The sequence below is a fragment of the Acetobacter sp. AAB5 genome, from assembly GCF_050106715.1.
Lineage (GTDB): Bacteria > Pseudomonadota > Alphaproteobacteria > Acetobacterales > Acetobacteraceae > Acetobacter > Acetobacter oryzifermentans.
Map to the genome: position 1 here is coordinate 82,412 of NZ_JBNIEW010000005.1, position 24,911 is coordinate 107,322.

At 50.3% G+C, this 24,911-nt stretch carries 22 protein-coding genes; 4 read left to right on the forward strand and 18 right to left on the reverse strand.

Features of this window, described 5'->3' with window-relative positions:
- The first annotated feature begins 12 nt into the window (after positions 1-12).
- On the forward strand, positions 13-633 hold the full coding sequence (locus ACP7IZ_RS07040) for a nitroreductase family protein (protein ID WP_426848453.1): 621 nt from the start codon (positions 13-15) through the stop codon (positions 631-633).
- A gap of 132 nt (positions 634-765) precedes the next feature.
- On the opposite strand, the gene ACP7IZ_RS07045 is transcribed toward ACP7IZ_RS07040, so the two are convergent.
- Positions 766-3,087: a TonB-dependent hemoglobin/transferrin/lactoferrin family receptor gene (locus ACP7IZ_RS07045; protein WP_426848454.1), complete on the reverse strand. Its 2,322-nt coding sequence runs from the start codon at positions 3,085-3,087 to the stop codon at positions 766-768.
- A 158-nt stretch (positions 3,088-3,245) separates the two neighbouring features.
- Here ACP7IZ_RS07045 and ACP7IZ_RS07050 point away from each other — a divergent pair, with 158 nt between their 5' ends.
- Positions 3,246-3,833 (forward strand): biliverdin-producing heme oxygenase, encoded by a 588-nt coding sequence (locus ACP7IZ_RS07050; RefSeq protein WP_426848455.1) that lies wholly within the window; start codon positions 3,246-3,248, stop codon positions 3,831-3,833.
- 81 nt (positions 3,834-3,914) lie between these two features.
- Here the strand turns inward: ACP7IZ_RS07050 and ACP7IZ_RS07055 are convergent, their stop codons facing one another.
- From ACP7IZ_RS07055 to ACP7IZ_RS07075, 5 genes are all read right to left on the reverse strand, one after another.
- A complete protein-coding gene (locus tag ACP7IZ_RS07055; protein ID WP_426848456.1) occupies positions 3,915-4,235 on the reverse strand; it encodes an antibiotic biosynthesis monooxygenase family protein in 321 nt (106 codons plus the stop codon).
- 23 nt (positions 4,236-4,258) lie between these two features.
- Complete coding sequence (locus tag ACP7IZ_RS07060; protein ID WP_426848457.1) at positions 4,259-5,068, reverse strand: ATP-binding cassette domain-containing protein; 810 nt, start codon at positions 5,066-5,068, stop codon at positions 4,259-4,261.
- Positions 5,065-6,117, reverse strand: a complete 1,053-nt coding sequence (locus ACP7IZ_RS07065; protein ID WP_426848458.1) for a FecCD family ABC transporter permease — start codon at positions 6,115-6,117, stop codon at positions 5,065-5,067. Before ACP7IZ_RS07065 ends, ACP7IZ_RS07060 begins: the two co-directional genes overlap by 4 nt.
- Positions 6,114-7,019: a heme/hemin ABC transporter substrate-binding protein gene (locus ACP7IZ_RS07070; protein ID WP_426848533.1), complete on the reverse strand. Its 906-nt coding sequence runs from the start codon at positions 7,017-7,019 to the stop codon at positions 6,114-6,116. Before ACP7IZ_RS07070 ends, ACP7IZ_RS07065 begins: the two co-directional genes overlap by 4 nt.
- Positions 7,020-7,499: 480 nt before the next feature.
- A complete protein-coding gene (locus ACP7IZ_RS07075) occupies positions 7,500-8,921 on the reverse strand; it encodes a coniferyl aldehyde dehydrogenase (RefSeq protein WP_426848460.1) in 1,422 nt (473 codons plus the stop codon).
- A gap of 99 nt (positions 8,922-9,020) precedes the next feature.
- Between ACP7IZ_RS07075 and ACP7IZ_RS07080 the strand changes: the two genes are divergently transcribed.
- Positions 9,021-9,629 carry a TetR/AcrR family transcriptional regulator gene (locus tag ACP7IZ_RS07080; protein ID WP_426848462.1) on the forward strand — a complete coding sequence of 203 codons (609 nt, stop codon included), beginning with the start codon at positions 9,021-9,023 and terminating at the stop codon, positions 9,627-9,629.
- Positions 9,630-9,699: 70 nt separating this feature from the next.
- Here the strand turns inward: ACP7IZ_RS07080 and mntR are convergent, their stop codons facing one another.
- Positions 9,700-10,176: a manganese-binding transcriptional regulator MntR gene (gene mntR, locus ACP7IZ_RS07085; RefSeq protein WP_426848463.1), complete on the reverse strand. Its 477-nt coding sequence runs from the start codon at positions 10,174-10,176 to the stop codon at positions 9,700-9,702.
- A gap of 190 nt (positions 10,177-10,366) precedes the next feature.
- On the opposite strand from mntR, the gene ACP7IZ_RS07090 reads away from it, so the two are divergent.
- Entirely contained in the window at positions 10,367-11,740 is a 1,374-nt protein-coding gene (locus tag ACP7IZ_RS07090) for an Nramp family divalent metal transporter (RefSeq protein WP_426848464.1), read from the forward strand.
- 104 nt (positions 11,741-11,844) lie between these two features.
- On the opposite strand, the gene ACP7IZ_RS07095 is transcribed toward ACP7IZ_RS07090, so the two are convergent.
- The 11 genes from ACP7IZ_RS07095 to ACP7IZ_RS07145 all read right to left on the reverse strand — a co-directional run bounded on the left by ACP7IZ_RS07095 (position 11,845) and on the right by ACP7IZ_RS07145 (position 24,908).
- Entirely contained in the window at positions 11,845-13,065 is a 1,221-nt protein-coding gene (locus ACP7IZ_RS07095; protein WP_426848465.1) for an MFS transporter, read from the reverse strand.
- A gap of 263 nt (positions 13,066-13,328) precedes the next feature.
- Positions 13,329-13,844, reverse strand: coding sequence for a Fur family transcriptional regulator (locus ACP7IZ_RS07100; protein WP_426848466.1), 516 nt, complete (start codon positions 13,842-13,844; stop codon positions 13,329-13,331).
- A gap of 44 nt (positions 13,845-13,888) precedes the next feature.
- Positions 13,889-14,746, reverse strand: coding sequence for an energy transducer TonB family protein (locus ACP7IZ_RS07105; RefSeq protein ID WP_426848467.1), 858 nt, complete (start codon positions 14,744-14,746; stop codon positions 13,889-13,891).
- A complete protein-coding gene (gene exbD / locus ACP7IZ_RS07110) occupies positions 14,743-15,225 on the reverse strand; it encodes a TonB system transport protein ExbD (RefSeq protein ID WP_426848469.1) in 483 nt (160 codons plus the stop codon). The genes ACP7IZ_RS07105 and exbD overlap by 4 nt, the downstream gene beginning before the upstream one ends.
- Positions 15,226-15,230: 5 nt before the next feature.
- The gene (gene exbB / locus ACP7IZ_RS07115) at positions 15,231-15,980 is read right to left on the reverse strand and encodes a tonB-system energizer ExbB (protein ID WP_426848470.1); all 750 of its coding nucleotides are present in this window, start codon (positions 15,978-15,980) and stop codon (positions 15,231-15,233) included.
- Positions 15,977-16,228: a hypothetical protein gene (locus ACP7IZ_RS07120; RefSeq protein ID WP_426848472.1), complete on the reverse strand. Its 252-nt coding sequence runs from the start codon at positions 16,226-16,228 to the stop codon at positions 15,977-15,979. Before ACP7IZ_RS07120 ends, exbB begins: the two co-directional genes overlap by 4 nt.
- On the reverse strand, positions 16,228-17,463 hold the full coding sequence (locus ACP7IZ_RS07125; RefSeq protein WP_426848473.1) for a PepSY-associated TM helix domain-containing protein: 1,236 nt from the start codon (positions 17,461-17,463) through the stop codon (positions 16,228-16,230). The genes ACP7IZ_RS07120 and ACP7IZ_RS07125 overlap by 1 nt, the downstream gene beginning before the upstream one ends.
- 334 nt (positions 17,464-17,797) lie before the next feature.
- Positions 17,798-20,233, reverse strand: coding sequence for a TonB-dependent siderophore receptor (locus ACP7IZ_RS07130; protein ID WP_426848474.1), 2,436 nt, complete (start codon positions 20,231-20,233; stop codon positions 17,798-17,800).
- Positions 20,234-20,589: 356 nt separating this feature from the next.
- Complete coding sequence (locus ACP7IZ_RS07135; RefSeq protein WP_426848475.1) at positions 20,590-21,564, reverse strand: FecR family protein; 975 nt, start codon at positions 21,562-21,564, stop codon at positions 20,590-20,592.
- Positions 21,565-21,684: 120 nt separating this feature from the next.
- A complete protein-coding gene (locus ACP7IZ_RS07140) occupies positions 21,685-22,230 on the reverse strand; it encodes an RNA polymerase sigma factor (protein WP_426848476.1) in 546 nt (181 codons plus the stop codon).
- 218 nt (positions 22,231-22,448) lie between these two features.
- The gene (locus ACP7IZ_RS07145) at positions 22,449-24,908 is read right to left on the reverse strand and encodes a TonB-dependent siderophore receptor (protein ID WP_426848477.1); all 2,460 of its coding nucleotides are present in this window, start codon (positions 24,906-24,908) and stop codon (positions 22,449-22,451) included.
- Between the last annotated feature and the right edge of the window lie 3 nt (positions 24,909-24,911).

Genomic DNA, 24,911 nt, shown 5'->3' on the forward strand with positions numbered 1-24,911 from the left:
ACTGGAAAAACCATGACAACAGCGCCCGACCGTGCCCCTAATTCTTCTGTGCTGCCCGACATTCTTAACCGTTGGTCTCCACGAGCATTCCAGCCAGAAGCTATTAGTCAAGAAGAGTTGCTTTCGCTTATAGATGCCGGACGATGGGCCCCTTCTGCCTATAACATGCAGCCTTGGCGCTTTATTTACGCACGACGCGGCACGGCAGAATGGGAGCGCTTTTTATCATGGCTCATACCATTTAATCAGTCATGGGCAGAAAATGCATCGGCCATCATTTATGTGGCATCTCAAACCATAACACTCTCAAGCCGCACAGGAGAGCCCTCTCCCCTGCCAACCCATGCATTTGATACTGGTGCCGCAGCTGTTTTGATACAAATTCAAGCAGCACATAACGGTTGGGCAACGCACCCCATAAGTGGCTTTGATCATGCTTTGGCCCACGCTGGTTTGGAATTACCAGAAGAATACGAACTGCATGCAGCCATTATTCTTGGTCGACAGGGGAAAGTAGAAACTCTACCGCAAGATCTGCAAAAACGTGAGGTTCCCTCTGGCCGGAATTCTCTCAGCACGGTTTCTTTTGAAGGAAGATGGAACCCTGCAAAAGAAACCAATATGGATGAGTAAATGCCATGAGCTGGAAGGTTAGAAAAACCAAGAGGTTTTAAGAACCTTCCATGTTATGGATGAAGCATGCCCGCCAATTTTTAACTTCATCCTCATAAGCAGAATGGTTTTTATTTTTATAATAACAAAATTTTAGAATTCAATTCGCGCCGTCACCTTAAAAGAACGCCCAGGCTGAGTGTAGTAGCGCTCGGAAAGAGAGCTGGATGACTGACCATAAGGAAGTGACGCCGCATTATAATATGCTTTATCAAAAATATTGTACATTCCAGCCTGAATACGCAAAGGTTTGTAAAATGATGGGCTATACCAACCATTCAGATCAAAAATAACATATCCGGGTGTTTTCCACTGGTTGGTTAATGTGCCGGTTGACGTCAGATACTTGGCATTGTCACGCCCCGAAGCAAACGTACCCGACAGATCTGCGCCCCAGCGTTGTGTTTTATATCCAAACCCGATAATTCCACGGAAAGGTGAGACCGAGCTTAGATGGAAGTTCATATTCTGGTCACGGCCATCTGCATAAGCCAGTGACCCCCATACGTGCCAGTGATCATCAAATGCCCAGTTTCCGCTGGCTTCCACCCCATAAATACGTACATGTGCCAAATTGGTATAGCCATAGCAAAGCATATAGCCAGTACAGCCGCTTATACCCATCATATCTATAAAGTTATGGTAGTGGTTATCGTAGAAAGAAAGCTTGGCACCTCGTTCTGAATTTCCATATTTCATGCCAACTTCCCACCCTCGGCTACTTTCAGGCTTAAGATCTGGGTTGCCAACAACCTGATACACTGGTGGAGTGCTGTAGTTTAAATATTCCTCGGTTGCAGAGGGTGCGCGATATGCTTCGGCATACTGCCCATATAGAATCACATCTTTGGCAATGCGCGCTTCTACTAGAATTTTTGGCGAAAAATGAGACCCATGCGCGCCGTGCGGTAGCCCTGCATAACCAGCATTGGCCATATAGGAAGCCGTATTGTGTGTGTCTCTCTGGAAATAATCAAACCGGAAACCCGGCGTAATATGCAGCCACTCACCCCGGCCAATGCCAATGCGGTCTTGTACAATCGCCCCCATATCCGTACCATGCACTTTAGGCATATCCGAAAAATTATCATGAGTATAAGCATTTGACAGAGCACGCTGGCCAGTTTGGGTCTGGTAGGTATCTGTTAGAAAGACCTCTCCTCCGTAAGTGAGAGCATGATGCAACGGACCGGTGAAGATGTTGTTTGTGGCTGAACCCGTTACACCGTAGGATTCCACAGGCAATGTGAGATGCTGGTGCACATAGGCTGTCGGTCGGGTTGGATCATTGTTTGTAATATCCGTATCAGTCTGAATACTTTGCCAATACGCCAGAAAATGCGCTTCGCTAAACAGGTCTGTTGGGCTGCTCGCCTGATAATCATAATTAGCAGATACGCGCGAGCGTTGGTTCTCGCTCCGTGTGCGATAGACATTTGTTGCCGTTGTTTCTGATGTTCTGGTGCGTTCATTGTAATTTCTGTCAAACCATTCGCCCGTTAGGCCTATTCTATGGCCACCAGCAAAATAGTGCCGGACCTTACCAAGAAAACTACCTTGCTCATACGATGCTGGGTCTTTTGCGGTACGTGTCCGCCCATATCCGTAAGTATCGCCTCGGTTTCCAGTTTCGCTTCCGTCCTGATAGCCTCCCTGAAGCAAAAATACTGTGTTTTTATAGCGTGCGGCAAACGCCTGATTAAGCAGTGCGGCTTCACTTGCCCCATTATAGGTAAGTTTGGTGAGCCCCCCAAAGGTTTTGCCGGGTTTAAGCAAGTCCTCCGGGTCCAGCGTGCGCAATGCAATAACACCACCCAGCGCGCCCGTGCCAAAAAAGCTGGAATCTGCGCTTTTAACAACGTCTATTGCACCAAGGGAATTGAAATCGAAATTGTTAACACCCCCTTGCGCAGAATTGAAAGAACCAGCATAGGCCCCATCGTTTGCCCATGGCATACGCACGCCATCTATGGTGGTGAGAATTCGGTTTTGGTCCAGGCCACGTATGTTGATACTGGAATTACCATTACTATAGTTAACCGAGGCATCTATTCGGCGTGCATAGTCTTCCAAACTATCTATCTGACGGTCACGCAATGTTTTGAGGGTTGTTGTGGTTGTTAGCACACCGGCTTTACCTACCGCGCTGTGATCCTTATCTGGATTAAACTTCATGGAATCCAGAATGTCTGTTGTTCCACTTACCTTTACCGGACCCAAAATAACTGTCTGGGGAGAAACTGCGCCCGGTTTATTGGTATTTTTACCAGCATGCGCCTGCGCGGCAGTTTCTGCCTTGGGAGAAGCAGATTCTGTTGTGGCGGCAAAAACCGGTGTTACACAAGCATATGCCAGAGCTGTTGTTGCCAGCATCCGGTAACGCATAACCCGGTAGAAAAAAGGCTGCGTTATCATTGTACATCCACATTGTTAATAATGAGAATCATTATTATTTTATGATGCATAGGGAGCGCCCTCCCAGCAAGCCATTATTGCGCATGATTATCATTTGCGTTAAATAAGTCACACATGCGCATCTCTCTGCATGCGTTTATGTCGTAAAGGCCAATAACATGACCAAAATGTCCGATCCCCTTTCACTTTCTCTCCGCCTTAAAGACGCGACCCACACACTCCATGCAGATCTGGACAAAAACATCATGGCGCATGGTCTGTTCTCCAGCGCTGACAAATACAAAAGTTTTGTGCAACTTCAGTATCTATTCCATCGGGATATCAATGACCTGTACAACCATGATCAACTGCTAGAGATCATTCCCGATCTGGCTACCAGAAACCGCTTTGCACAAGTCTGTCAGGATATGCAGGATCTTAACCTACCTTTTCCTGAAGCAGGCTCTTCCATATGTATCCAAGATGCTTCAACCGCCATAGGCTGGCTATACGTGGCAGAAGGTTCCAAACTTGGTGCAAATTTTTTAACAAAGCTGGTTGAAAAACTGGGCTTTACCGAAAACTTTGGTGGGCGCCACCTTGCCGCAGACCCTGGCGGCCGAGGCCCATCTTGGAATGCATTTAAAAGCGCTATTGACCTTGCAGGGTTTGACCCAGTTCTGGCTACGGCCGGGGCTAAGTCTGGTTTTATGCGCGTGAAAAACTATATGATGACGTCTAACGCGCTTATCGGCACACTAAACTGATTTTCTGAAGAAATAAAAATGACCTGAAATCCAAAGGAATTTCAGGTCATAAAGTTACGATTGGATGTCAGATACAGGATATCAGACTGTCACATCCTGCAATACGGTGAATCCTTCAAACACTGGAGGTCCGGCAGTTAGCGCACGCCCCTGCCCCGCACCTGCATGCGCCTGCCGAAACTGTTCAGACTGCGTCCAGTCCACAAATGCATCGTATGAATCCCATACTGTGTGAGAGGCGTAAAGCCTACCTCCATCCTTTTCTGGACCTTTTAAAAACTGGAAACTAACAAACCCTGGAACAGTTTTTAATAAAACCTCACGTTCCAGCCAACGCTTCTGGAAGGCATCTTCATTTTCCGGTGTCACCAAAAAACGGTTCATGGCGATATATTGAGACATATCCTGATCCTTTCCTGTAACTATTATTGGTAAATCATATCATGTGGCAAAACGTAGGGCTTGCCGCTACCTACGTGCATGCGTACCCGCCCTTCTTCCAACCCAAACACATGGCTGGCCAACGCATTGGTTAAAACCTGCTCCGGTGCCCCCTGCGCATAAATGCTTCCCTCGTGCATCACCACAATGCGGTCTGCGCAGGCAGATGCCCAATTCAGATCATGAATAACCAGCACCACACCACCGCCACGTGTAGCATGGGCGCGTGCAAGATTAAGAACCAGATGCTGCCGGGACAAATCCTGAGCCGAGATCGGCTCATCCAGCAGCAAAAAACCTGGGGGGCGATCCGTGCCATGCACAGCAGCCTCCAGTTGCATCAGAACCCGCGCCAGATGAACACGCTGCCGCTCCCCTCCGGACAGATCCATAACATCGCGCTCAGCAAAAGCAGCCAATCCAACCCGTTCAAGCAACTTTCCGGCAAGCTCAAAACGGACTGGAGCGCTCATGAATGGAGCAGAAATTTGCCCGCCCATTGCCACCAACTCACGCAGCGTGAACTGAGCCCGCAACGGAGAGTCCTGCATTAACATGGCCCGACTGGCCGCCAGCCGAGCAGATGAAAATGTGGTTATAGGAACATCATCAAGCTGCACATCACCACTGGTTGCGGGCAATAAACCGCTAACAAGCTGCAGCAATGTGCTTTTACCAGCGCCATTTGGCCCGATAATGGCCGTTAGCTGACCAGGCGCGAAGTCCAGAGAGGCTCCATGCACAATATCTTTGCCCCGAACACGCCAGCCCGCATTACGCAAGGAAAGCTTCATGCCAGTTTTTCCCTGTCATGAGTGCGTGTTAGCAGCCAGACAAAAACTGGTGTACCTAAAACCGCTGTTACAATCCCCACAGGCACATCTGCGGGCATGGCAATAACGCGCGCCAACGTATCTGCCGCTATTAACAGAATTGCCCCTAACAAGGCACTCCCCGGCAGTACCAGCCGATGATCTGGCCCTGTCATCAAACGCACCAAATGGGGAACCACAACGCCTACAAACCCAATGGCCCCAACAAAAGAAACCGTAGGACCAACAGCGCAGGCAACCGAGAACATAGCGCACCGCTTGATACGCTCCACGGGGTACCCCATCAGCCTTGCATCACTTTCTCCCAGCAACAGGGCGTTCAGAGGCATAGCCAGACGCGCTGTTACCCACGCAGCCACCAACAGGAAAGGACATAACAAGCCTATGCGTGGCCATGTTGCCCCCGCAAAACTGCCCATCGTCCAAAAAGTTAGATCACGTAATGCGGTATCATTTGCGCGGAAGATAAGGATACCTGTTAACGCGCCAGAAAACGCGCTGAATGCCACCCCTGCCAGCAGGATCATGCTCACAGATGTAGCGCCCCCACGTGTTGCAAACATATAAAGCAAACATGCGGCAACAAAACTGCCCAGCATACCTGCTGCGGGAACAGCCCATGCCGTGCTCATGATTACCGCATGCACGCCCCCAGCCCCTAAATCCAGCCATGCTCCGCCCAATACAATCATGCAGGCCGTAGCCAAAGCCGCCCCTGAGGACACGCCAATCAACCCGGGGTCCGCCAATGGATTTCGAAAAAGCCCTTGCATAACAGCTCCGGCCACGGCCAAAGCCGCCCCCGTAAGCCCGGCCATAACAACACGAGGACCGCGGATCTGGGTCAGAACAACCCGGTCTGCAAAGCTATCTGCCTGTGTACCGCCCTGCCACAAAGCCGTAAGGTGCACGCCTGTTGCCCCAACGTTGAGGGAAACTGCCATAACCAGCATTAATAATGGCAACAAGGCACACAGTAACAGAAAGACATGCCGCCGCCGCATCATCATGCAGGGTGACTCACCGCCGCCATCATTCTGGCAAGGTCTAAAGCAGCCTGAGGCGTACGGGGGCCAAAGCCTAGCAGGCGCTCCCCTTCCATGCTCACAAAAGCATTGCTACGCCCCGCTGGAGTAAGCTTGAAGCCGGGATCTGCCTGCAAAGCTGCACGAAGAGTGGCTGCTGTTTGATCCATGAGCAGAATAATGTCGGGCCGAAGAGCTACCAGATTTTCCTGATCCACAATCTTGTAACCCTGCATATCAGCACCGGCGTTAACACCCCCGGCAAGGCGGATCATGGCATCTGCTGCCGTTCCTTTGCCTGCTGCCATAGGGCGGTTATTTGTCATGCGCATGACAAATAATACACGTGGCTTTTCTGTATGCGCGGTGCGCCATGCATTCAACTGCCGGAACTGCTCGGCAATGGCGCTGCACAACTGCTCACCTGCTGGCTGAGCCCCAACAATATCAGCTAAAAAACGGGTGCGCTGTTCAATAGCTTCAGAAGATGGGGTGGCATCCACAAACACGACAGGAACACCTGATGCCACAAGCTGATCCATAGCTGCGGGCGGCCCTGCATCGTTCATGGTCAGCACAAGGTCCGGCCGCAGGGACAAAACCCCTTCAGACGAAATGGCACGCATGTAACCCAGATCTTTTTTCTCTTTTCGCGCCACCTCTGGCCATGTGGAAGTTTGATCCACCGCCAAAATCGCACTTGAGCGCCCTAATGCGTACAGTGTTTCGGTTATAGTGCCGCCAATGCTGGCTATTCTTGTTGCACCGTGGAGGGTAATGCGTCGGCCTCGGCAATCTGTGACAATACGAGGTGTAACCTCATGCGTTACATCTTGCGCCAACCCAGCCCGCGACATGCAGGCTGAGGCCATTCCAAAACCCAGCATAGCGCCCAAAGAACGGCGAGACAGCAAGAATGTGGCTACAATCTGATTACGATGCTTATTTGTTATCCATTGGTTTTTCATCAGGTTGCCGGCTCCATATTTTGATGCACGGCGCCCAACACAGCCTTCCGCCCAAGCCTGCGGGCTTTAAAACGGTTCATGGTGATAAACATTGCCCCTCCACACTACAAAATGCTTTCAAATCCAACATTTTTCACAAACGCAGCGCGGCCGTGCGCATCAAATCGTACCCACCCTTTCATAATAGAGAATGAGAATCAATATCATTTTCTAGACAAAACCATGAGGCTGCATAATGCGTATCAAGCTTCGGAACTTTGTTTGAATAAAATCAGGTTATTACCCGCAACAAAGGTAATAACCCCCAAGTTTCTGTGGAGGTTTGATCTTTCCAGCAGCATGGCAATGCACACCTGCCACAAAGCGTGCTGGAAGTATCAAAAAGCAGAACGCATAGCGTTATCGCAAAATCAGATTTGTGATAGCATCGGTAAGCTTTCCGAAGGGCGGCTGAAGCAGTGTTGCTGCATTAAAGCGGCCCTGTTTGTACACACCACGCGCATGGGTAAGAGTGATAAAGCCCTCCTTCCCGTGATATGCTCCAATGCCGCTATCCCCTACGCCGCCAAAAGGCAAATCGTCCTGCGCAATATGCAACAGGGTGCCATTAATAGTGACGTTGCCAGAAATAGTGCGTTTTAGCACTTTGTTGCGCGCGGTACAGTTATCACCAAAATAATACAGTGCGAGTGGTCTTGGCCGGGCGTTGATAAAGGCAATCGCTTCATCGAGTGTTCGATAGGTCAGCACTGGCAGGATAGGCCCAAAGATTTCCTCCTGCATAACCGCCATCTGGGGGGTGACATTCAGCAGCATTACGGGGGCCAGAACATGGTTCTCGCTTGAATCGGTTCCCATACGGATAACCCGTGCGCCCTCTGCCTCGGCATTGTTGATCAGGCCAGTCAGCCGTTTGTAGTGATGCTGGTTAAGGATGGCCGTATAATCTGGTGATCCTGCATAGCCCTCAGGATACAACTTTTTTACAACCTCCTGATAGGCTGTAGCGAAAGCATCCTGATCGTCTTCGTGAAGCAGCAGGTAATCTGGGGCGATGCAGGTTTGTCCTGCGTTGGTCAGTTTGCCGTAGGCAACCCGGTTTACAACCCGCGCCATGGAAAACTCAGGTTCGATCACCACAGGAGACTTGCCGCCCAGTTCCAGCGTGACCGGGGTGAGATTACGCGCAGCGGCGGCAGCCACTTTCTTTCCGACTACCGTGCTGCCGGTGAATAGAATATGATTGAACGGCAAAGCCGAAAATGCTGCGCCCAGTTCGGCATCTCCAGTAACAACTGCAACCTGTTCCGGCGAAAAAACAGCCTGAACAATCTTCTCGATTACGGCCGAGGTGGCTGGTGTAAATTCTGACGGTTTGAGCATGGCACGGTTACCTGCCGCAATGGCCGTAGCCAATGGCACGAGGGCAAGAGAAACAGGATAATTCCACGGTGCAATAATCCCCACCACGCCCACAGGCTGCCGGACAACCCAAGCCCGGCCAAACTGGAAATACGCAGAAACGTGGCGACGTTCCGGCCTCATCCAGTGTCCCACGTGTCGGATCATGTAATTAATGGATTGCACCAGCGGGATCAGTTCCACAATGGCGCTTTCGCGCTCTGACCGCTGCCCGAAATCTGCCTTCAGGGCCTGAACAATATCGGTTCGCCGCTTCAGAATTTCAGCTTTAAGACAACGCAGATCAGTCCGTCTCTGCTGTAAGCTTGGGGGGCCATCGCGCAGGAACGCAGCACGCTGACGGTCTAGAAGCTGTGCGAGATTAATTGCGGTTGCAGAGGCAGAAACAGTATCGGACATTGCGTCCTCCATGTTTACAGGAGAAACTTATGAAGGCAGGATATGGAGCATGACGCATTGGTGTCAACAAAGTTTCTTGCGTAAACATAGGCATCACGAATGAGTGAAATAAAGGACCGCCCTTATCATCATGGTGATCTGCGCCGTGCCCTTATCGACACGGCTCTTGCCATGCTGGCAGCAGACCAGAACTGGACCTTTACCTTGCGGGAAGTCGCTCGCCGCACTGGGGTTAGCCATGCAGCGCCTTACAAACATTTTCGCGATAGGGAAATGCTCCTACGGGAATTGGCCCGGATCGGTTTCATCCGGCTGGGAGAAACCATGGTGGGGGCCATATCCTCAAACCAATCTTCTTCACGCAAGCAATTCGTGGCCGGAGCGCAGGCTTGTATAGAGTTTGCGCTCTGCAACCCCGCTCTTTACCGTCTGATGTTCAGTTCCGATGCGGATAAGACAATAGACCCGGAGTTGCATGATGCGGCCATGGCCACATTCGGGATACTTTTAGGTGTTTTGAAAGAAGGGCAGCATAATGGCAGTTTTCGCCCAATTGCCATGAGTGCACAGGCGGCCGCCAGTTGGGCGCTGGTGCATGGTCTCGCCATGCTGGCGATGAGTGGCCAACTTCTTGAAGAAAAGGTTGGGGCAGATCCCGTTCAGGCTGCGCTCGACGTGCTCCTAGATGGCATGTGCTGCAATAATTGATCGGGCTCCGGTATGATATCTACTTTTCGGAACTTATACAGGAAAAACATTTCACCTGATTTTTATTGTCTTATTCTTTTCTGGCATTTTGCATAAAATCACCCAAACCAGCATCCATAGCGAGCTGAAACGCTTTTAGTGTTTCAGCTCCCACATAATGTTCCAACCCTTCTGCATCAATGCGCGCATTGCACGGGCTTACACCAAGAGCCAGAAGAAACGCTTCAACAATACGATGCCGTGCGCGCACTTTTTCTGCCATTTCGCGCCCCTCGGGGGTTAGAAAAATACCGCGATAAGGTTTGCGAGCAACCAGCCCTTCATCACCAAGGCGTATCAACATTTTGGCTACTGTTGGCTGAGAAACTCCCAGCCGAGTTGCCAGATCAACCTGCCGGGCTTCCTGCCCTTCATCCAGAAGATCTGCAATAAGTTCTACATAATCTTCAATAAGCGCATGCTGCCGCGCTACACGGCTGATACGGAAGCCTTCTGAATGCGTTTGTGCATCGGGTAGAGTATCTGCTGTCTCAAAAGTTTGCTGCATTCCCGCTTTCCAACCAATCCGTAGGGCTGTGTTGGCTCCATACCGCTAAGATTATTCCATTAAGTATAAAGTATTCCAAAAGGAATATCTTGCATTGGATATCATGCCAATGCACAGCAACCAAAAGTTTCCTTGTGCTTTGTAATATAGCATATTGCATATTTAATCAGGTACAGTTTAGTCTTGATTTATGTCCCAAGACTCGCAAGCCCCTGCCCCGCCGTTGTCTGCCCAAAAATCTGCATGGCGTTTTGCTAAAACGACAGATGCAGGCAGCCAAAGTTTGCCGGAATCTTTTGCCAGCATTAAATTGCCTGCGGCTGGCACATCGTGGTTCAAGCGCTTTCTGGCTTTTGTGGGGCCGGGTTACATGGTTTCCGTAGGGTATATGGACCCCGGAAACTGGGCGACTGATTTACAAGGTGGCGCCCAGTTTGGTTATAGGCTGCTGGCCGTCATCATGCTTTCAAACCTGATGGCTATTCTGCTTCAAGCTCTGTCTGCCAGACTGGGTATAGCAACGGGCCGCGATCTGGCTCAGGCGTGTCGAGATCATTTTCCGCCTGCCATCAATATTGCTCTTTGGCTGGCTTGCGAACTTGCCATTATTGCATGTGATCTGGCTGAGGTAATTGGTACAGCCGTAGCACTTCAGCTTTTATTTGGTATTCCGCTTTTAGGCGGGGCTATTATTTCGGTTCTTGATGCCTTTCTCGTGCTTTTTTTAATGAACCGAGGCTTCCGGTATCTGGAAGCGTTTGTTATTGCATTGCTCAGCATTATTGCCATCTGTTTTGGTGTGCAGATTGTGGCCGCAGCTCCGCCTGTTGCTGAAGTGCTTAAAGGCTTTATTCCCTCTCCCCAAATCATAACCAATAGCCAGATGCTTTACATTGCAATTGGCATTATTGGCGCTACGGTTATGCCGCATAACCTGTATCTGCATTCATCTATCGTGCAGACACGCGCATTCGAGCACACATTATCTGGCCGCAGGGAAGCCATTCGGTGGGCCACGTGGGATAGCACAATTGCCCTTGTGTTGGCCCTGTTTATTAATGCTGCCATTCTAATTGTTGCCGCAGCGGCCTTCCATACAACTGGGCACCAGAATGTTGCGGAAATAGAGGATGCCTACCGCCTGCTTTCTCCCGTTCTTGGCTTGGGTATTGCATCAACCCTGTTTGCGGTTGCCCTTCTAGCTGCCGGCACCAATTCAACTGTAACCGGCACATTGGCTGGGCAAATTATTATGGAAGGCTTTTTACGGTTAAAAATACCGCATTGGATGCAACGGCTGCTGACACGCGGCCTTGCCATTATGCCTGTCATAGTAGTGACAGCCCTTTACGGGAATAAGGGTGTGGGAGAACTGCTGATGCTAAGCCAGGTTATCCTGTCCATGCAGCTTCCTTTTGCCGTTATTCCTTTAATTCTATTCGTATCTGACCGCCAGAAAATGGGGGAGCTTGTCATCTCTCGCAAAACAACCATCTTAGCTTGGGTTGTGGCTGCTATTATTCTGGTTCTCAACTTTAAACTTTTGTATGATACTGTTTTATAATAACACTACAGACTTTAAATATTACTCAGCATAAGGCCGTATTTCTTATAATATTTGTAAAATATTTTAGTATGCCGCATGCTTGTTCAGAGACTTGATGCGTTTCAACGGGAATAATTTCCCACGATGCCTTTATAGATATGTTGACCTAACCCAATAGCGACCAAGATAAAACCGAACACACAAACTGCCTTCCAGCCGTAAAACTCCCAAGCGAGGCTTGCACCAGCCGAACCGACAGCTCCACCAAGAAACATTCCGCCCATGAATATTGTGTTAAGACGGTTACGTGCTTCCGGACGTAATGCGTAGATGATGGACTGATTAGATATAAGTACGCCCTGCTCCCCAAAATCCAGTAACACGACGCCCGCAATCAAGCCTGCAACCCTGTCCCAGATTCCAAAAACCATCCAGGAAATCAGCATAATTGCAATTCCAAGCCCGATAACGGCTTTCGGGCCTGTCCGGTCGGCAATCTTCCCTGCGATCGGAGCAAACAGAATACCAACTGCACCGATAATACCGAACATGCCAGCGATCTCGGCATTGAGATGATACCGTGTATCGAGTTGCAGTGCCAAAATTGTCCAAAGCGCGCTGAATGATCCGAAAAGACAAGCTTGGGTTATTGTTGCTCGTCTAAGACGAGGCTCCTGCTGCCACAGGCTAACCAGCGAGCGCAGGAGAAACCCGTAGCTATTTTTTGTCTTGGGGTGGCTGCGTGGCAAGACGATGGCCAATAATATACCAATCGCCACGGCAAGTAACAGGCCAAGCCAGAACATGATCCGCCATCCGTAATGATCACCAATACTACCGGCAAGCGTACGGCCAAACAAAATGCCACAGAGTAAACCGCTCATAACTATTCCGATTGTTGCGCCACGTCGGTCTGGTGAAGCCAGTTCTGCCGCAAATGGCACAATTTGCTGTGCAACAGTTGATGTCACGCCTACGGCAACAGCCATAATCACCACAGACCAGGGATCGGGAGCCACTGCGGTACCAGCTAGGGATAGTACCAGTGCTGATATCTGAAACAGGATGAGGCGTCGGCGTTCAATGCGGTCACCCAGCGGCACAAGAAACAGAAGGCCCGCAGCATACCCCAGTTGAGTTGCCGTAGGGATCAACCCTATAACAGATGCTCTTCCCGGAAAGGATGCCTCCATAATTCCAAGCATCGGCTGATTGTAGTAGATGTTTGCCACAGCAATCCCACAAGCTGCAGCCATGATAAGCATCATGCCAAAACTGATTGCACCAGCAGAAGCGGTTTTTTCTTGTTTTACAATGGGTTGGTCGTTAGCTGTTTTTCCCATGATCGGTTTATCTTTTCATATGAATTTACAAGAATAATTGGTGCCACCATCATCTTGCTTATTATTTGCATAGAATAACGATATAATCTGCCTGTGCGATCAGCAATTCTTTAATAGGAAAACGCTGAAGATATACTATAGCCCGCAAATTTTTGCTGTTCACTTGCAAGTGGAATCAGCCAATGAAAAAACTGGCCAACGCCTTCACCTCGCGCGGCCAGTATTTACTATTGTAGATATGATAAAATCTCTTAAATAAATTATTATCGGGCTTCCATATCATGCCCGACAGAAGGTGTTACGGTAATAGAAGCCCCCTGCACTGCCAACCCGTGTTCAGCCGCTACCCGACGCAGTAAAATAACAACTTCTGGCGCATTACACGGAATTTTCCGCCCTGTTCCGACTTCAATAAAAAGAACAGATGGTAGAACCTTCGGTTCCGGGGCCACGCTGTAGCGCCATAGTCGATCGGGCGTAACATCCCGACGCAGGATATCACGCGCTACCAACAAATTCAGATTACGCTGGATAGAACCCTGAGAAGGCGCGTGACCATTTGTCATTACGCTAAGCGCTTTCCATATTTCCACCACCGTAGCATGTGGCTCCACCTCTAGCACACCATGTAGAAGCACTCGGCGCAGATCAGTCATCCTAATGCCAACATCTTCGCAACGTTCTTCCAAACGCCGCACCGCGCTGCGGCTGGCCCCCATACCGGGGCGGATCTGCTTCAAGGCGGGCGGAGAACGGCGATATGCGGAAAATGCAAGCATGGTTTTGATCCTGTCACGATCTGAAAAAGGAATGGTGGAAAACCTTAGTTTTCGCCACCATGGATATAAAATTCGACGGGTACGGTAAGTGTAATGGGGTCTCCCGCCACGCTATCTGGTGGGATAGGCAATGGCTGAGCCCGCTTAGGCAACGCCACGGCCTCCTGATCAAGCAGCGCATGGCCAGAACTACTGGCCAGCGTAACTGAAAGTACATGCCCCTTACGATCCATGGAGAACGTTACGGTAGGCACGCCCTCCTGATGATCGGCCATGGCATCTGACGGATAGCGCTTAAACTTCTCCAATTGCGCCAATAATGCGCCCTGCCATGTCACCGGATCATGCGATGCCTTGGAAGAAGATGCACCGGGTGCTGGCGCTGCCTGTGCCGGCGCTGGAGGCGCTTCTGATGATGGAGGTGCCGTTGTTGTCTCTGCTGGTGGCGTTTTATCCGGGATCGGCTTTTTGAGATGCGGCACCGGCTTGTGTTTTTTAACGATTTTACGCGGCTTTTCCGGTTTGGGCACTGGCACCGGCGGATTAGGCGCGGGCGATGGCGGAGCGGTAACCTTTGGTGGCTCTACCGGAGCCGGATCAGGAATGGACTGGGTCTGCTGTGGGCCGATGGGGGCATCTGTTGGCGGTGTGGGTGTTGAAACCGGTTCAGGCGCCATATCTATAGCAATGGCCGCAGGAGGTGGCTCAGGCACCGCTACAGCCGGTGGTGGCAGGCGCATAATCCACCAGACAGCACCGCCACTTACGGCAAGCACGGCAAGCAACGAAAAACCCCAACGCAGCGCATCATCTCGCTGTGTCCGGCGCAACTGGCTGCGCTGCCAGTCAGCAAAGGAAATGGCCTCTTCTGGTGCCTGCGTTATATCCGCAGCTCCACTCATGGCGCGGCCCCCGCTGCTTTTACACTGCTAGCAGGAACTGCCGCACTTCCTGCTTCGCTCCCTTCTTCCTGCCCCTGAAGGTTGACGAGCGCCACCTTAAGATAACCAGCCGAACGCAGCTTATCCATCACGCCCATGAGCGTACCGTAATCAACAGTTTTATCTGCACGCAAAAAAATGCGCTGGTCTTTATTCCCCTTGGTTGCTGTTTCCAGCGCTCCGGGCAAGGCATCGGCAGCAATGTCATCTTCACCCAATGCCAGACCATGATCGGCCTTTACGGTTAGAAACACCGGATCATCTGGGCGTGGCGTTGGTTTTTCTGTTGAGGATGGTAGATCTACTGGCACGTTCACTGTGGTAAGCGGTGCTGTAACCATAAAAATCACCAGCAGTACCAGCATCACGTCAATAAAGGGTGTAACATTGATCTCGCTGGCCTCATGCGGGCTTTCATCGGTGTGGCGGATACGGATCATGCCGCTTACTCCCCGGCCACCGTGCGGGCATCGCGGTTTTGTTGCCCTAAACGAACGATATTGCCTCGTTCCATCTGCATCTGGCTGCGCCCCAGATCACGCGAGACCAGACGCATAACAAGAGATGTCAGGTCAGCCACCTGTGCGCGGCAGGATGCTGTCTGGCGGGCAAGGTGGTTGTAAATCACCACTGCAGGAATAGCCGCTACCAGACCAAGGGCTGTTGCCAGTAGCGCCTCTGCAATGCCGGGAGCTACAACAGCGAGGCTGGTAGCCTTGCTGGCGGCAATGCCGGTGAACGAGGTCATGATCCCCCATACCGTACCAAACAGGCCAATAAAGGGAGATGTTGCACCAATGGTGGCCAGTACGCCGGTACCGCGCATGAGCCTACGCCCCTCGGCGGCTTCCAACCGCTCAAGGTGCAATACAATTCGTTCTTTCAGGCCCTCGCTATCATCGGGAATATCCTGCGAACGTGTGCGTTCCGTCTCCGCTGCCATGACAAGCGTATGGGCAATACCGTTTTTGCGCGTGCCTTCCTCGCCCAGATCCAGCGTGCCTGCCTGTTCCAAGGTGCGTTCGGCTTTGGCCAGTTTGACCCGCACACGCAGCAGTTCAACTGACTTGGCAATAAAGATGGTCCATGTCAGCAGCGCTGCTACAGCCAGCAAAACCATCACGCAGCGCACTACGGGGCCAGCATTAAGGAACATCTCCCACGGAGAGAAGGAAATTGGTGCAAGATCGGTCATGAAAGACCTCCTTTGGAAGACGGTCTATTCCACGCCCGGATAAGGCAAACGACCGTAACAATAAGGGGAATGGAAAGAGCTGCCCAAGACAGGCCGAGCCAGATACCGTGCTGGCCCAAAAGCGCTGACAGCAACCCAAATGTGGTAAGCAGCCCCAGCGCGATGGGCCACGGCCAAACAAACACAGGTGGGCGTGGCGCAATGCCATGAGAAGAAATGATGGGTGCCTGATGAGAAAAGACGTTCATCACACGTCCCCCACAAAGGCGGGCATTCCGTCGGTTTCGTCCAGTTCGTAACCAAGCTTACGCAGGCGGGCATCGGTAGCTATCTTCCGCTTATTGGCCCACAGCACCAGACCGCTGACCAACACGCCAATCACCACCACATCCAGCAGCGCCCATAGGATACGCAACGGCATGCCACCGTAATCACCAAAATGCAGAGGACGAGAGATTTCCAGAAAGCGGAGATACCACGGCATTGGATACGCCCCGGTTAATGCACCCGTGCGCGCATCTACCAAAACCGGCGTAAACAAACGTGCACGTAGTGGTGTGCTCCCGCGCGTCCACAGCACGTAATGCACTGGGCTGCCGAAGGAAGATCCGGGATAGGACAGGCCCGTAACCTCATTGCCGGGCGCCGCTTTGGCAGCCGTATCAAACGCAGCTTGCACAGAGGATAGATGATCCTGCGAGGGCACTGGTAGATTGGCATAGGGTTTGAGAGTCTGCCTTACATCTGTTACGCGCCATAGGCTAAATAACGGGGTTTGGAGCTCGTTGACCAAGCCTGTAAAACCAACCACCATTGCCCACATCAGCGTAGCCACGCCCAACAGGTTATGCAGGTCTAGCCATGTTAGACGCGCGGCACGATCCTTCCGCACAGAACCGAATGGCAGGCGCTTCATAAAACGCCCATACAGCACTGTGCCGGAAACTAAAGAGGCAACAAAGATACCCCCCATTGCCCCGAGAAACAGGCGGCCAGTCAACCCGGCAAACAGGCTGGTATGGAGCTGGTTGCAAATACCCATAATAATGCCGGTCCAGGTGCGTGGCTTTTGGGGCGCATCAGCAGGGCGTGATTGCTTCAGCACTTTTGCTGTGCGCGCATCAAACTTGATCCAGTGGCTGGAATTCCGATCTGGGTAGTTTTTATCTTCTTCCAACGCTTGCCAGCTTGGGGCCATGGAAACCAGAACGGCTGGCTCATCATCATCCGGATTAACATTCGTAATGATTTGTTCTGGGTAAAGCGCCCTCGCCTTTTCTACAATAACATCCAGACTGGCGTTTGGCGTATTTGGCGGCAGCACCTCGTAAGGTGGATCATCGTCCCCTACGAACGTATCCCAGATTTGTTCGGAAAACAGCAGCGGCAGGCCCGTTACGCAGATAATAAGCAGAAACAGCGTACAGACCAGACTGGTCCATTTATGGACCACAAACCAGCGGCGAAGGGCACGGTTGGTCATGAAAACAGTGCACTCACAAATGCGTGTAAGAGTGATTCGCAACTGCATTCTACGTAAAATTCTACCGTGTCCATCGTGTTACGCGCCCTCAGATGCGTCGGAAAAAAGAGGAAACTGCCTTTTGCTGCCTGATAATCAGCGGCACAGAACAATCCCCTCATCTACAAAGACGATCGGAAGCCCGTTTTTTTCGGGCATTGCTGAAAATTTTTTATATCAGGCGTTAAAATTTTTGCCGTTAGGGCTGCTTTTATGCTCGCAACCACCTTGTTATATGTTCGCTTCAGCAAGATCACGCCCCCAAACAGATACAGTCAGTGGGCTTGTTCAACAATCACCAACTATATGACAGGTTGCCATATACTCGGCGGCCTTGGCCAATGTAACAGGCATAATTGCCACCGCAGGAAGTGACATAATATTTGTTTGTCAGGTTAGAAACAGCAAGCTGTGCCTGTAACCCCTTAAGCATCGGAATTTTTTGTCCAAAATCGTAATGCATGCCAATATCGAACAAATAATACGCAGGAACCTTAAAGGTATTTACCGCATCATCATAAGTGAACCCCACATAGCGCATGCCACCATTTACAGCCAAACCCGGAGCAATATTTTGGGGCAGGCTGTAATTTAGAAAAAATGAGAACATGTTACGGGGCACACCCTGAACGTATTTTCCTTTTTCCGATGCTGCAGGACCATACCCTCCGTCTGGAAGCTGTGCTGCGGCTGTAAGGTTCGTGCTGGCGTAAGTTATGGAATTATAGGAATAAGACGCAATCAGCCGAAGATCATGCGTAATATTGGCATTGGCCGAAACCTCGAACCCCTTGGCGTTTACCCGGCCCGCATTGGCTGAATAACCAGGATGCAAATAGTCTGTCACCAGATAATTGGTTTCATCAATGTCATAAGCCGCACCTGTAATCAGTATATCTCGGCCCGGAACCTTGTATTTAATTCCCACTTCTTTTTGTTGCCCTTTGAGTGGTGGCTGTGGCCGGCCCTGCCAGTCACTCCCACCTTGTGGGATAAAGGAGGTGGAGTAACTGAAATAGGGAGATAAACCGAACGCGAAATTATAAATAAGCCCAGCGCGCCATGTGAACGCTGTTTGTGGGCGTGGTTCTTGGCTTAATCTTGTTACTGTAATGCTGTGGTCGTCATTTTGGTTAGAGTAAACAGTGCCATGGTAATGTGTGTTCACCCAATCTTGCCGTCCACCAAGTAGAACAGATAGCCCTTTCCATTTGAGCTGGTCTTGAAAATAAACACCTTCCTGAAAATAGCTGTAATTATAGGTGCCATTCCACGTTTCGCATTTTGATGAATGAAGATCGACACATCGTGAATAATCATTATGAGGATTGAAAATATCTACTAGATAATATCCATCTTCTCCCGGATATCCGTTATAGCCGGGCGTTTTGTCTGCAATAACGTTCCATTTGTAATCGTACTGCCTAAAATCAGAGCCAACAACCCATGTGTTTTCAACCTTGCCTATATTGAACTTTCCATAAAAACGTGAATCCAACCCTGCCACGGTATTTTTATTGCGCATCTCCCATGGATCAAGTGCTGCAATTCTATCTGTGTACATACCATCAAGAATCATCGTCTGATTGTCTCTGGTAGATTGCTCCCAGCGGAAAACCTGGCTGAAGTTCAGAAAACGGTTAAAGCGATGCTGGAATTGGTATTCAAACATTTCATCACGGGTTTCCTGTGTATTGAAATTTTTGTTTCCAACAAAACGACTTCTTGGAATTTGCCCATAAGGGCTACGATACAGCGTGCCTTCTACCGGAAACTGCATGTAATTCGTGCCCATGCCAGGCGTGTAAAGATAGCTTCCAAGCAGTGTAAGAGAGGTTTTTTTATCTATATCCCACGTGATGGAAGGCAGAATGCCAATTCTTTTATAGTCGATATTATTGACCTGAGTACCCTGCGTGGTTCCCATAGCGGCAACGCGATAACGCAGGTTTCCAGATTTTGTAATTTTGTCACTATAATCAAATGTCGCCTCATAACGGTTCCAGTTCCCAAAGCCGACACTTACCTGATGCAAGGGTGTATCCGTTGGTTTTTTTAAAGACATGTTGATCATACCGCCCGGTGTAGTTTGCCCGTACATTACCGAAGCAGGACCATTCACAGCTTCAATTCGCTCCAAAAACGCGGTCTCACCCGCGCTGTAGGATTCCGACATCAATCCATCGATAAACTGTGATGTACTGAAGCCTCGTTGTACAATTCCACCACAACTTCCGCTACTGGCGCACCCATTACTGTAGTTACCGCGCTGTTCCGTATAAATACCTGCGGTGTAACGCAAAGCCTCCTGAACATTCTGCGGCTGTAGATCAACCATTTGCTGTTTTGTAATGACATAAATCGAGTTAGGAATTTCGGTAAGTGGGGTATCTGTTTTTGTGCCAGCCATCGTATTTATCGCCACATAACCCACGCCTGGGCCTGTTGGATTTTGATGCACAACAGAGCCCCCAACGCGTACGGGCCCAAGGGTAATATTAGCCGCAGATTTTGTTAAAATCACTGTCCCGTTTGCTGACTGCACATAACTCAGGCCAGTACCAGCAAGAAGCTGGGCAAGAGCTTGCCGGGATGTAAGTTGCCCATGCACCCCTGCTGTTTTGACACCGCGAAGAAGCTCACCCCCCGTTGTAACCTGAAGACCAGATTGCTTTCCAAAACTTATCAATGCAGATGCCAAAGGTTGTGCTTGAATATTGTACCCCCGCATGCTCTGCGCAGTTCCATTCCTTACAACCCTGGCTGTATCGGATTGCGCCCGCGCCAAGCCGGTGAAGATAAAAAAAGAAACCGCCGTTGTTGCCAAAAGCAGGCACGTATGAGTGGTAATTTTGTTATTGTCTTTCCGGCCCATTATTGGCCGGGCGCCTGTCCCTGACGTCACCCTGTTGTGCTCCATCATGTCTATTGCGGGGCATGCGCTTCATCCTCCCTTAAAGTTGAGAATGAATTGCATTACCATCCCTCTAATCACACAACGATGACAGGAATGCATTTTCTAATAAAAATCGTAATTCAGCGTTTTTTTGTGGAAGGTGTCCGAAAAAGTTGTGGTTTAGCTTTGCCTCAGCGCAAAACTGTTACCCACGGGCTATAGCGGTGTACAGTACGTTGCCGTGCCTGTGCTATTGCCTCCAAGGCTTGCGCAGGATTGGACAAGCTATAAACCCCCGAGACACGTTGCGATGCCAGACGAGGCGGCACAATGACCACGCCATGAAGATAAGGCTTGAGCTTGGCAACAACCTTTCCAAGTGGTTCGTCATTAGCAACCAGCAAGCCATCGGCCCATGCGCCTACCTGCTCGGCTGGCAGATTGTCATTATAAACCTCCGTTGCGGATGCGCTCAGCGCCTGCCCTATTCCGAGTTCCCTACCCTGTGCCGGAATAGCACCACCATTTACCCGCACCCGGCCTGCACGCACTCCCACATCTACCTTACCTTGTGCCCAACGCACATCAAACACAGTGCCGATATCTGTTGTGGTAAAGCCCCCCGCTTTCACAACGAACGGACGTGCAGAATCATGAACAATGGAAAATAGCGCCTCTCCTGCCAGAAGGGTTACGCTACGGTGTTTACCTTGAGTATTCATGCTTATGGCGCTTCCGGGGGCAAGTGTCATCGAACTGCCGTCAGAAAGATATATAACACGCGTTTCCGCTGTTCCGGTCATAGCATCCGCGCGCATATGCAGCATAAGATCAGGCCCCACGAAAAACAGCACAAGACATGCCACCAAAGCCAGCGCAGATCCTGCCCATGTCGCCCGCGAGGAAAGCCGTTGGCGCAATCGCATCGGCACTACATTGCTCTTTTTGTGCTGCCAGTTTCCCGCATTGCTCGGAGATAGATGCCTAACAAGACCCATAGTTGTTTCTGTATGGGCCCAAGCTTCACGGTTCGCAGGCGTAGCGGCCAGCCACGCATTAAACTCAGCACGCACTTTAGGATCATCAGGTTCTTCTTGCAGAAGAATCAACCACTGCGTAGCCTTTTTGGAAGCCTGTTGCCTAACTAGATCGTCTGTTACCGTCATAAAAGCCTTCCGACGCAAAGCTGTTGGGCCCCGCGTCTGGCGAGGGAGACATTTGGCACCCTTACTATTACCAGACGCCACACGCCGCGCCTTTTTAAATTTTCTTTGATCTGCTGTGTATCAGGGCCAGTCTACCTGCTGTTTGCAGGCGTCCACAGCTTCGGAAACCAGCACATGCGCCATAGGGGTGGAAATATTCAGATGTGCCGCAATTTCACGCAACTTGCATCCGCCAAAACGGTGCATTTCAAAAGCAATACGCGTCCGTTCGGGCAAAGCCGCCAATACAGCTTGAATAGCCTCTAGTTGCGCCTTGTCCTGCGCGATCTGCTCTGGCCCAGGTTGTGCGTCTGCCTGCTGCTCTATCACACTATCAACGCCAGAGAGTGTAAAAACAGCCCGTTCACGCGTGCCTTTGCGGCGTAGATCTAGCGCCAAATTTCGGACAATCCGATAAAGATAACGCAAGGGCTCACTGACTGTTGCTGCTTCAGTCCCCCGGTCCAACCGGAGCCATGCCTCCTGCACTATATCCTCGGCCACCGAGTGATCGGCTACCAGCCCGTTGGCGTATTTCAGCAGATCACGTCGATGGGCTGAATACAGAACCAGTAATGAGCCCTTCTGCTCCAAGTTTCCATACCCCTCCCACGCCCCAGCACGCATAAGCCGCCCTTACTTGATAGGGCGCACTTATATGCAACTCATTCTTAATCTCTCATTGCTGATTTTGAGGCAAGCTGCAAGCAATCTTGCAGGCAAGTCTGTCAGTCCATTAGAAATTTAGAATGTGCCATCGTCTTAGTTATCAGGGAGAGATGTCGCAAATGCCCTCACGCCATACAAATATTTGCTATGCCCTGTGTATCTTGCTTTGGGTTTCTTTACCAATGGTAGCCAATTGTTCCGTAAGTAATGCGCTGGTCACCGTAATGGCAGAAAGTAGCGGAACCACATTGAACATACGTTTTGTTGCCAGAATTGGTCATGCTTAGCCGGATATTTAAACCTTTAACTGAAGGGAACATTTGCCCTGCATCCCAACTCAGTCCGCTGTCAAAAAGAACATAAGCTGGATTGCGGAAGGAGTTTGCTTGGTCTGCCCAGCTTTTACCCTGATAGCGCACACCAAAATTTATGGACAAACCGGGAGCAATTTCCGAAGGAAAACGATAATCAACAAAACCAGATGCTGCGTTAACAGGCTGCTGTGTAAGTTGCTTGCCAACAAGTGATACCGTTTCACCAGTAAGCGTTTTGCCTGTCAGGTTTGTGCGTGAATTGTACACCTTATTCCAGGTATAGTTCAGAATAAGATCAAGCCCCGGCGCCAGATTGGCGTGTGCCGAGAGCTCGACACCGCGGGATTTTACCTGCCCGATTTCACTACGATATTGCGGAAGCTCAGGATTGTTAACAAGAACATTATTTTCCGCGAGGTCATAATAAGCAGCGGAGAAAAATGACTGAACATGCGGGATCTGGTATTTCACCCCTACTTCCCACTGATGACCATTTAAGGGATCAGGCTGCGAGAGAGTTCCTGCATTATAAACCTGCCCAGTCTGGGGCATGAAAGATTTTGCATAACTAAAGTAAGGCGCCAATCCGATACTGGAAACATAATTTATGCCCGCATTCCATGTAAATGGACGGTTGAAAAGATCATTACCTCCATATCCGTTCCAGTCTTGGCGTCCGGCGAGTGTAACATACACACGGCGCCAGTTGATTTGATCCTGAAAATAAATACCATCCTGCCAATATGGATATTTCGTCCATGTTAACTGGCCGTTGGTCGCACGTGCATAATCAGTGGATGTGTACTGATTATACATGGGGTGCAGCATACTTGCATCTGGCACAGTGGCAAAATCAAACCCCCAATATCCATCAGCCCACTGCCCTCTATAATCAACACCCACAAGGAAAGAATGCGAAATCGGGCCTGTACGCAGTTTGTAGCTGAAGTTGGCGGTCATTTGCGATGAACGGCCTTTATATTGGCCACTGCAAAATGCAGACCTGCTGATTGTTTTATTTACGGTATCCACGCCATCCAGTGAGAGGCTGCAACTACTGTTGCTCTGTTCATCAAAACGCGCGGTTGCGTTAAACTGAAAATCTTTTGTGAATTCATGGTGGAAAATGGCTTCCACCATATATTGGCGGTCCCAGTTATTATTGAATGCTGGATCACCATAATATCTGGAAACCGGGATACGCCCTGATCCTGTTTTAATCAAACTGCCATATGCCGGAACCCCAATCCAAGGATCCCATGTTTCTGGATCATACGCAAATTGCCCGATAATGGTGATATTGGTGCGATCATCTATTTTCCATTCAATATCACCTTGCGCAGCCACACGCTTATAGTGATTGAAATCTGTTTGTGAACCTTGCGTAATGCCAAGCCCGATAAGCCGGTACAACAAGGTATGGCTTTTGTTCAAAGGCCCGCTTAAATCAATCTGGCCTTCATAACGTCCGTAATTGCCAAAGCCCACATTAACTTGTCGCTGGGCCGTTTCCGTTGGCCGCTTCAGTGTCATGTTAATCAGGCCGCCCGGGTTGGATTGCCCATACATAACCGAAGATGGTCCGCTCAGTGCTTCAATACGGTCCAGAAAAAAAGGATCACTTACCGAGGTACCATTAAGCAACCCATCAACAAATGTATAAGACTCAAAACCTCGTTGCCGGACGGGCTGAAATAAGCTTGCCGAAGGTGTGCTATCATTTGCGCTCGCGCTCACAACGCCGGGCGTATAGCGTAAAGCTGCACCGATTGTGAGGGGTTGGAGATCGTCCATCTGTTTGCGGGTTACAACATACACCGATTTTGGCACCTGAATCAGTGGCGTATCAGTACGGGTGGCGGATGCACTACGTGTGGCAACAAATCCGACGCCTGGCCCATAGGCGGATTGCGTATCCTGAGATGCTGTGCCGCCAACACGCACCGGGCCCAGCACAATGCTGGAAGCCTTTGTAGCCGGAGCAATTTGATACGCATGCTCTCCTGCCTGCATGTATGACAGGCCGCTCCCTTGTAAAAGCTGCCCCAGCCCCTCGGATGGCGTAAACGAACCAGACAGACCGCGCGTTGTATGGCCAGCCAGAGATGACGCCTGAGATGTGACCTGAACATGAGATTGCCTGCTGAAGGTAACAAGTGCATCAGACAGAGAACCCGCAGAAATATGAAACAGAATTTTTTGTTGAGACGGCTCAGCCTGAGCTTCTGCCGGTTTGCACGCCAACGGTGTCAGTGCCGTGGTTGTGACGACTAAAAGGAGCGCCGCCACGCCTCGCCCACACAGATTTCCATTCCGTGCCATTGT

Excerpts from the sequence above, each read along its gene's own strand:
- ACP7IZ_RS07100 (WP_426848466.1), bottom strand. The coding sequence starts at position 13,844 with ATGCTTGCATTTTCCGCATATCGCCGTTCTCCGCCCGCCTTGAAGCAG.
- ACP7IZ_RS07130 (WP_426848474.1), bottom strand. The coding sequence starts at position 20,233 with ATGCGGGGGTACAATATTCAAGCACAACCTTTGGCATCTGCATTGATA.
- ACP7IZ_RS07140 (WP_426848476.1), bottom strand. The coding sequence starts at position 22,230 with ATGCGTGCTGGGGCGTGGGAGGGGTATGGAAACTTGGAGCAGAAGGGC.
- ACP7IZ_RS07065 (WP_426848458.1), bottom strand. The coding sequence starts at position 6,117 with ATGATGATGCGGCGGCGGCATGTCTTTCTGTTACTGTGTGCCTTGTTG.
- ACP7IZ_RS07055 (WP_426848456.1), bottom strand. The coding sequence starts at position 4,235 with ATGTCTCAATATATCGCCATGAACCGTTTTTTGGTGACACCGGAAAAT.
- ACP7IZ_RS07095 (WP_426848465.1), bottom strand. The coding sequence starts at position 13,065 with ATGGGAAAAACAGCTAACGACCAACCCATTGTAAAACAAGAAAAAACC.
- ACP7IZ_RS07090 (WP_426848464.1), top strand. The coding sequence starts at position 10,367 with ATGTCCCAAGACTCGCAAGCCCCTGCCCCGCCGTTGTCTGCCCAAAAA.
- ACP7IZ_RS07050 (WP_426848455.1), top strand. The coding sequence starts at position 3,246 with ATGACCAAAATGTCCGATCCCCTTTCACTTTCTCTCCGCCTTAAAGAC.
- ACP7IZ_RS07040 (WP_426848453.1), top strand. The coding sequence starts at position 13 with ATGACAACAGCGCCCGACCGTGCCCCTAATTCTTCTGTGCTGCCCGAC.
- ACP7IZ_RS07120 (WP_426848472.1), bottom strand. The coding sequence starts at position 16,228 with ATGAACGTCTTTTCTCATCAGGCACCCATCATTTCTTCTCATGGCATT.
- ACP7IZ_RS07145 (WP_426848477.1), bottom strand. The coding sequence starts at position 24,908 with ATGGCACGGAATGGAAATCTGTGTGGGCGAGGCGTGGCGGCGCTCCTT.
- ACP7IZ_RS07060 (WP_426848457.1), bottom strand. The coding sequence starts at position 5,068 with ATGAAGCTTTCCTTGCGTAATGCGGGCTGGCGTGTTCGGGGCAAAGAT.
- ACP7IZ_RS07045 (WP_426848454.1), bottom strand. The coding sequence starts at position 3,087 with ATGATAACGCAGCCTTTTTTCTACCGGGTTATGCGTTACCGGATGCTG.
- ACP7IZ_RS07080 (WP_426848462.1), top strand. The coding sequence starts at position 9,021 with ATGAGTGAAATAAAGGACCGCCCTTATCATCATGGTGATCTGCGCCGT.
- ACP7IZ_RS07075 (WP_426848460.1), bottom strand. The coding sequence starts at position 8,921 with ATGTCCGATACTGTTTCTGCCTCTGCAACCGCAATTAATCTCGCACAG.
- ACP7IZ_RS07070 (WP_426848533.1), bottom strand. The coding sequence starts at position 7,019 with ATGCTGGGTTTTGGAATGGCCTCAGCCTGCATGTCGCGGGCTGGGTTG.
- exbD (WP_426848469.1), bottom strand. The coding sequence starts at position 15,225 with ATGATCCGTATCCGCCACACCGATGAAAGCCCGCATGAGGCCAGCGAG.
- ACP7IZ_RS07105 (WP_426848467.1), bottom strand. The coding sequence starts at position 14,746 with ATGAGTGGAGCTGCGGATATAACGCAGGCACCAGAAGAGGCCATTTCC.
- mntR (WP_426848463.1), bottom strand. The coding sequence starts at position 10,176 with ATGCAGCAAACTTTTGAGACAGCAGATACTCTACCCGATGCACAAACG.
- exbB (WP_426848470.1), bottom strand. The coding sequence starts at position 15,980 with ATGACCGATCTTGCACCAATTTCCTTCTCTCCGTGGGAGATGTTCCTT.
- ACP7IZ_RS07135 (WP_426848475.1), bottom strand. The coding sequence starts at position 21,564 with ATGACGGTAACAGACGATCTAGTTAGGCAACAGGCTTCCAAAAAGGCT.
- ACP7IZ_RS07125 (WP_426848473.1), bottom strand. The coding sequence starts at position 17,463 with ATGACCAACCGTGCCCTTCGCCGCTGGTTTGTGGTCCATAAATGGACC.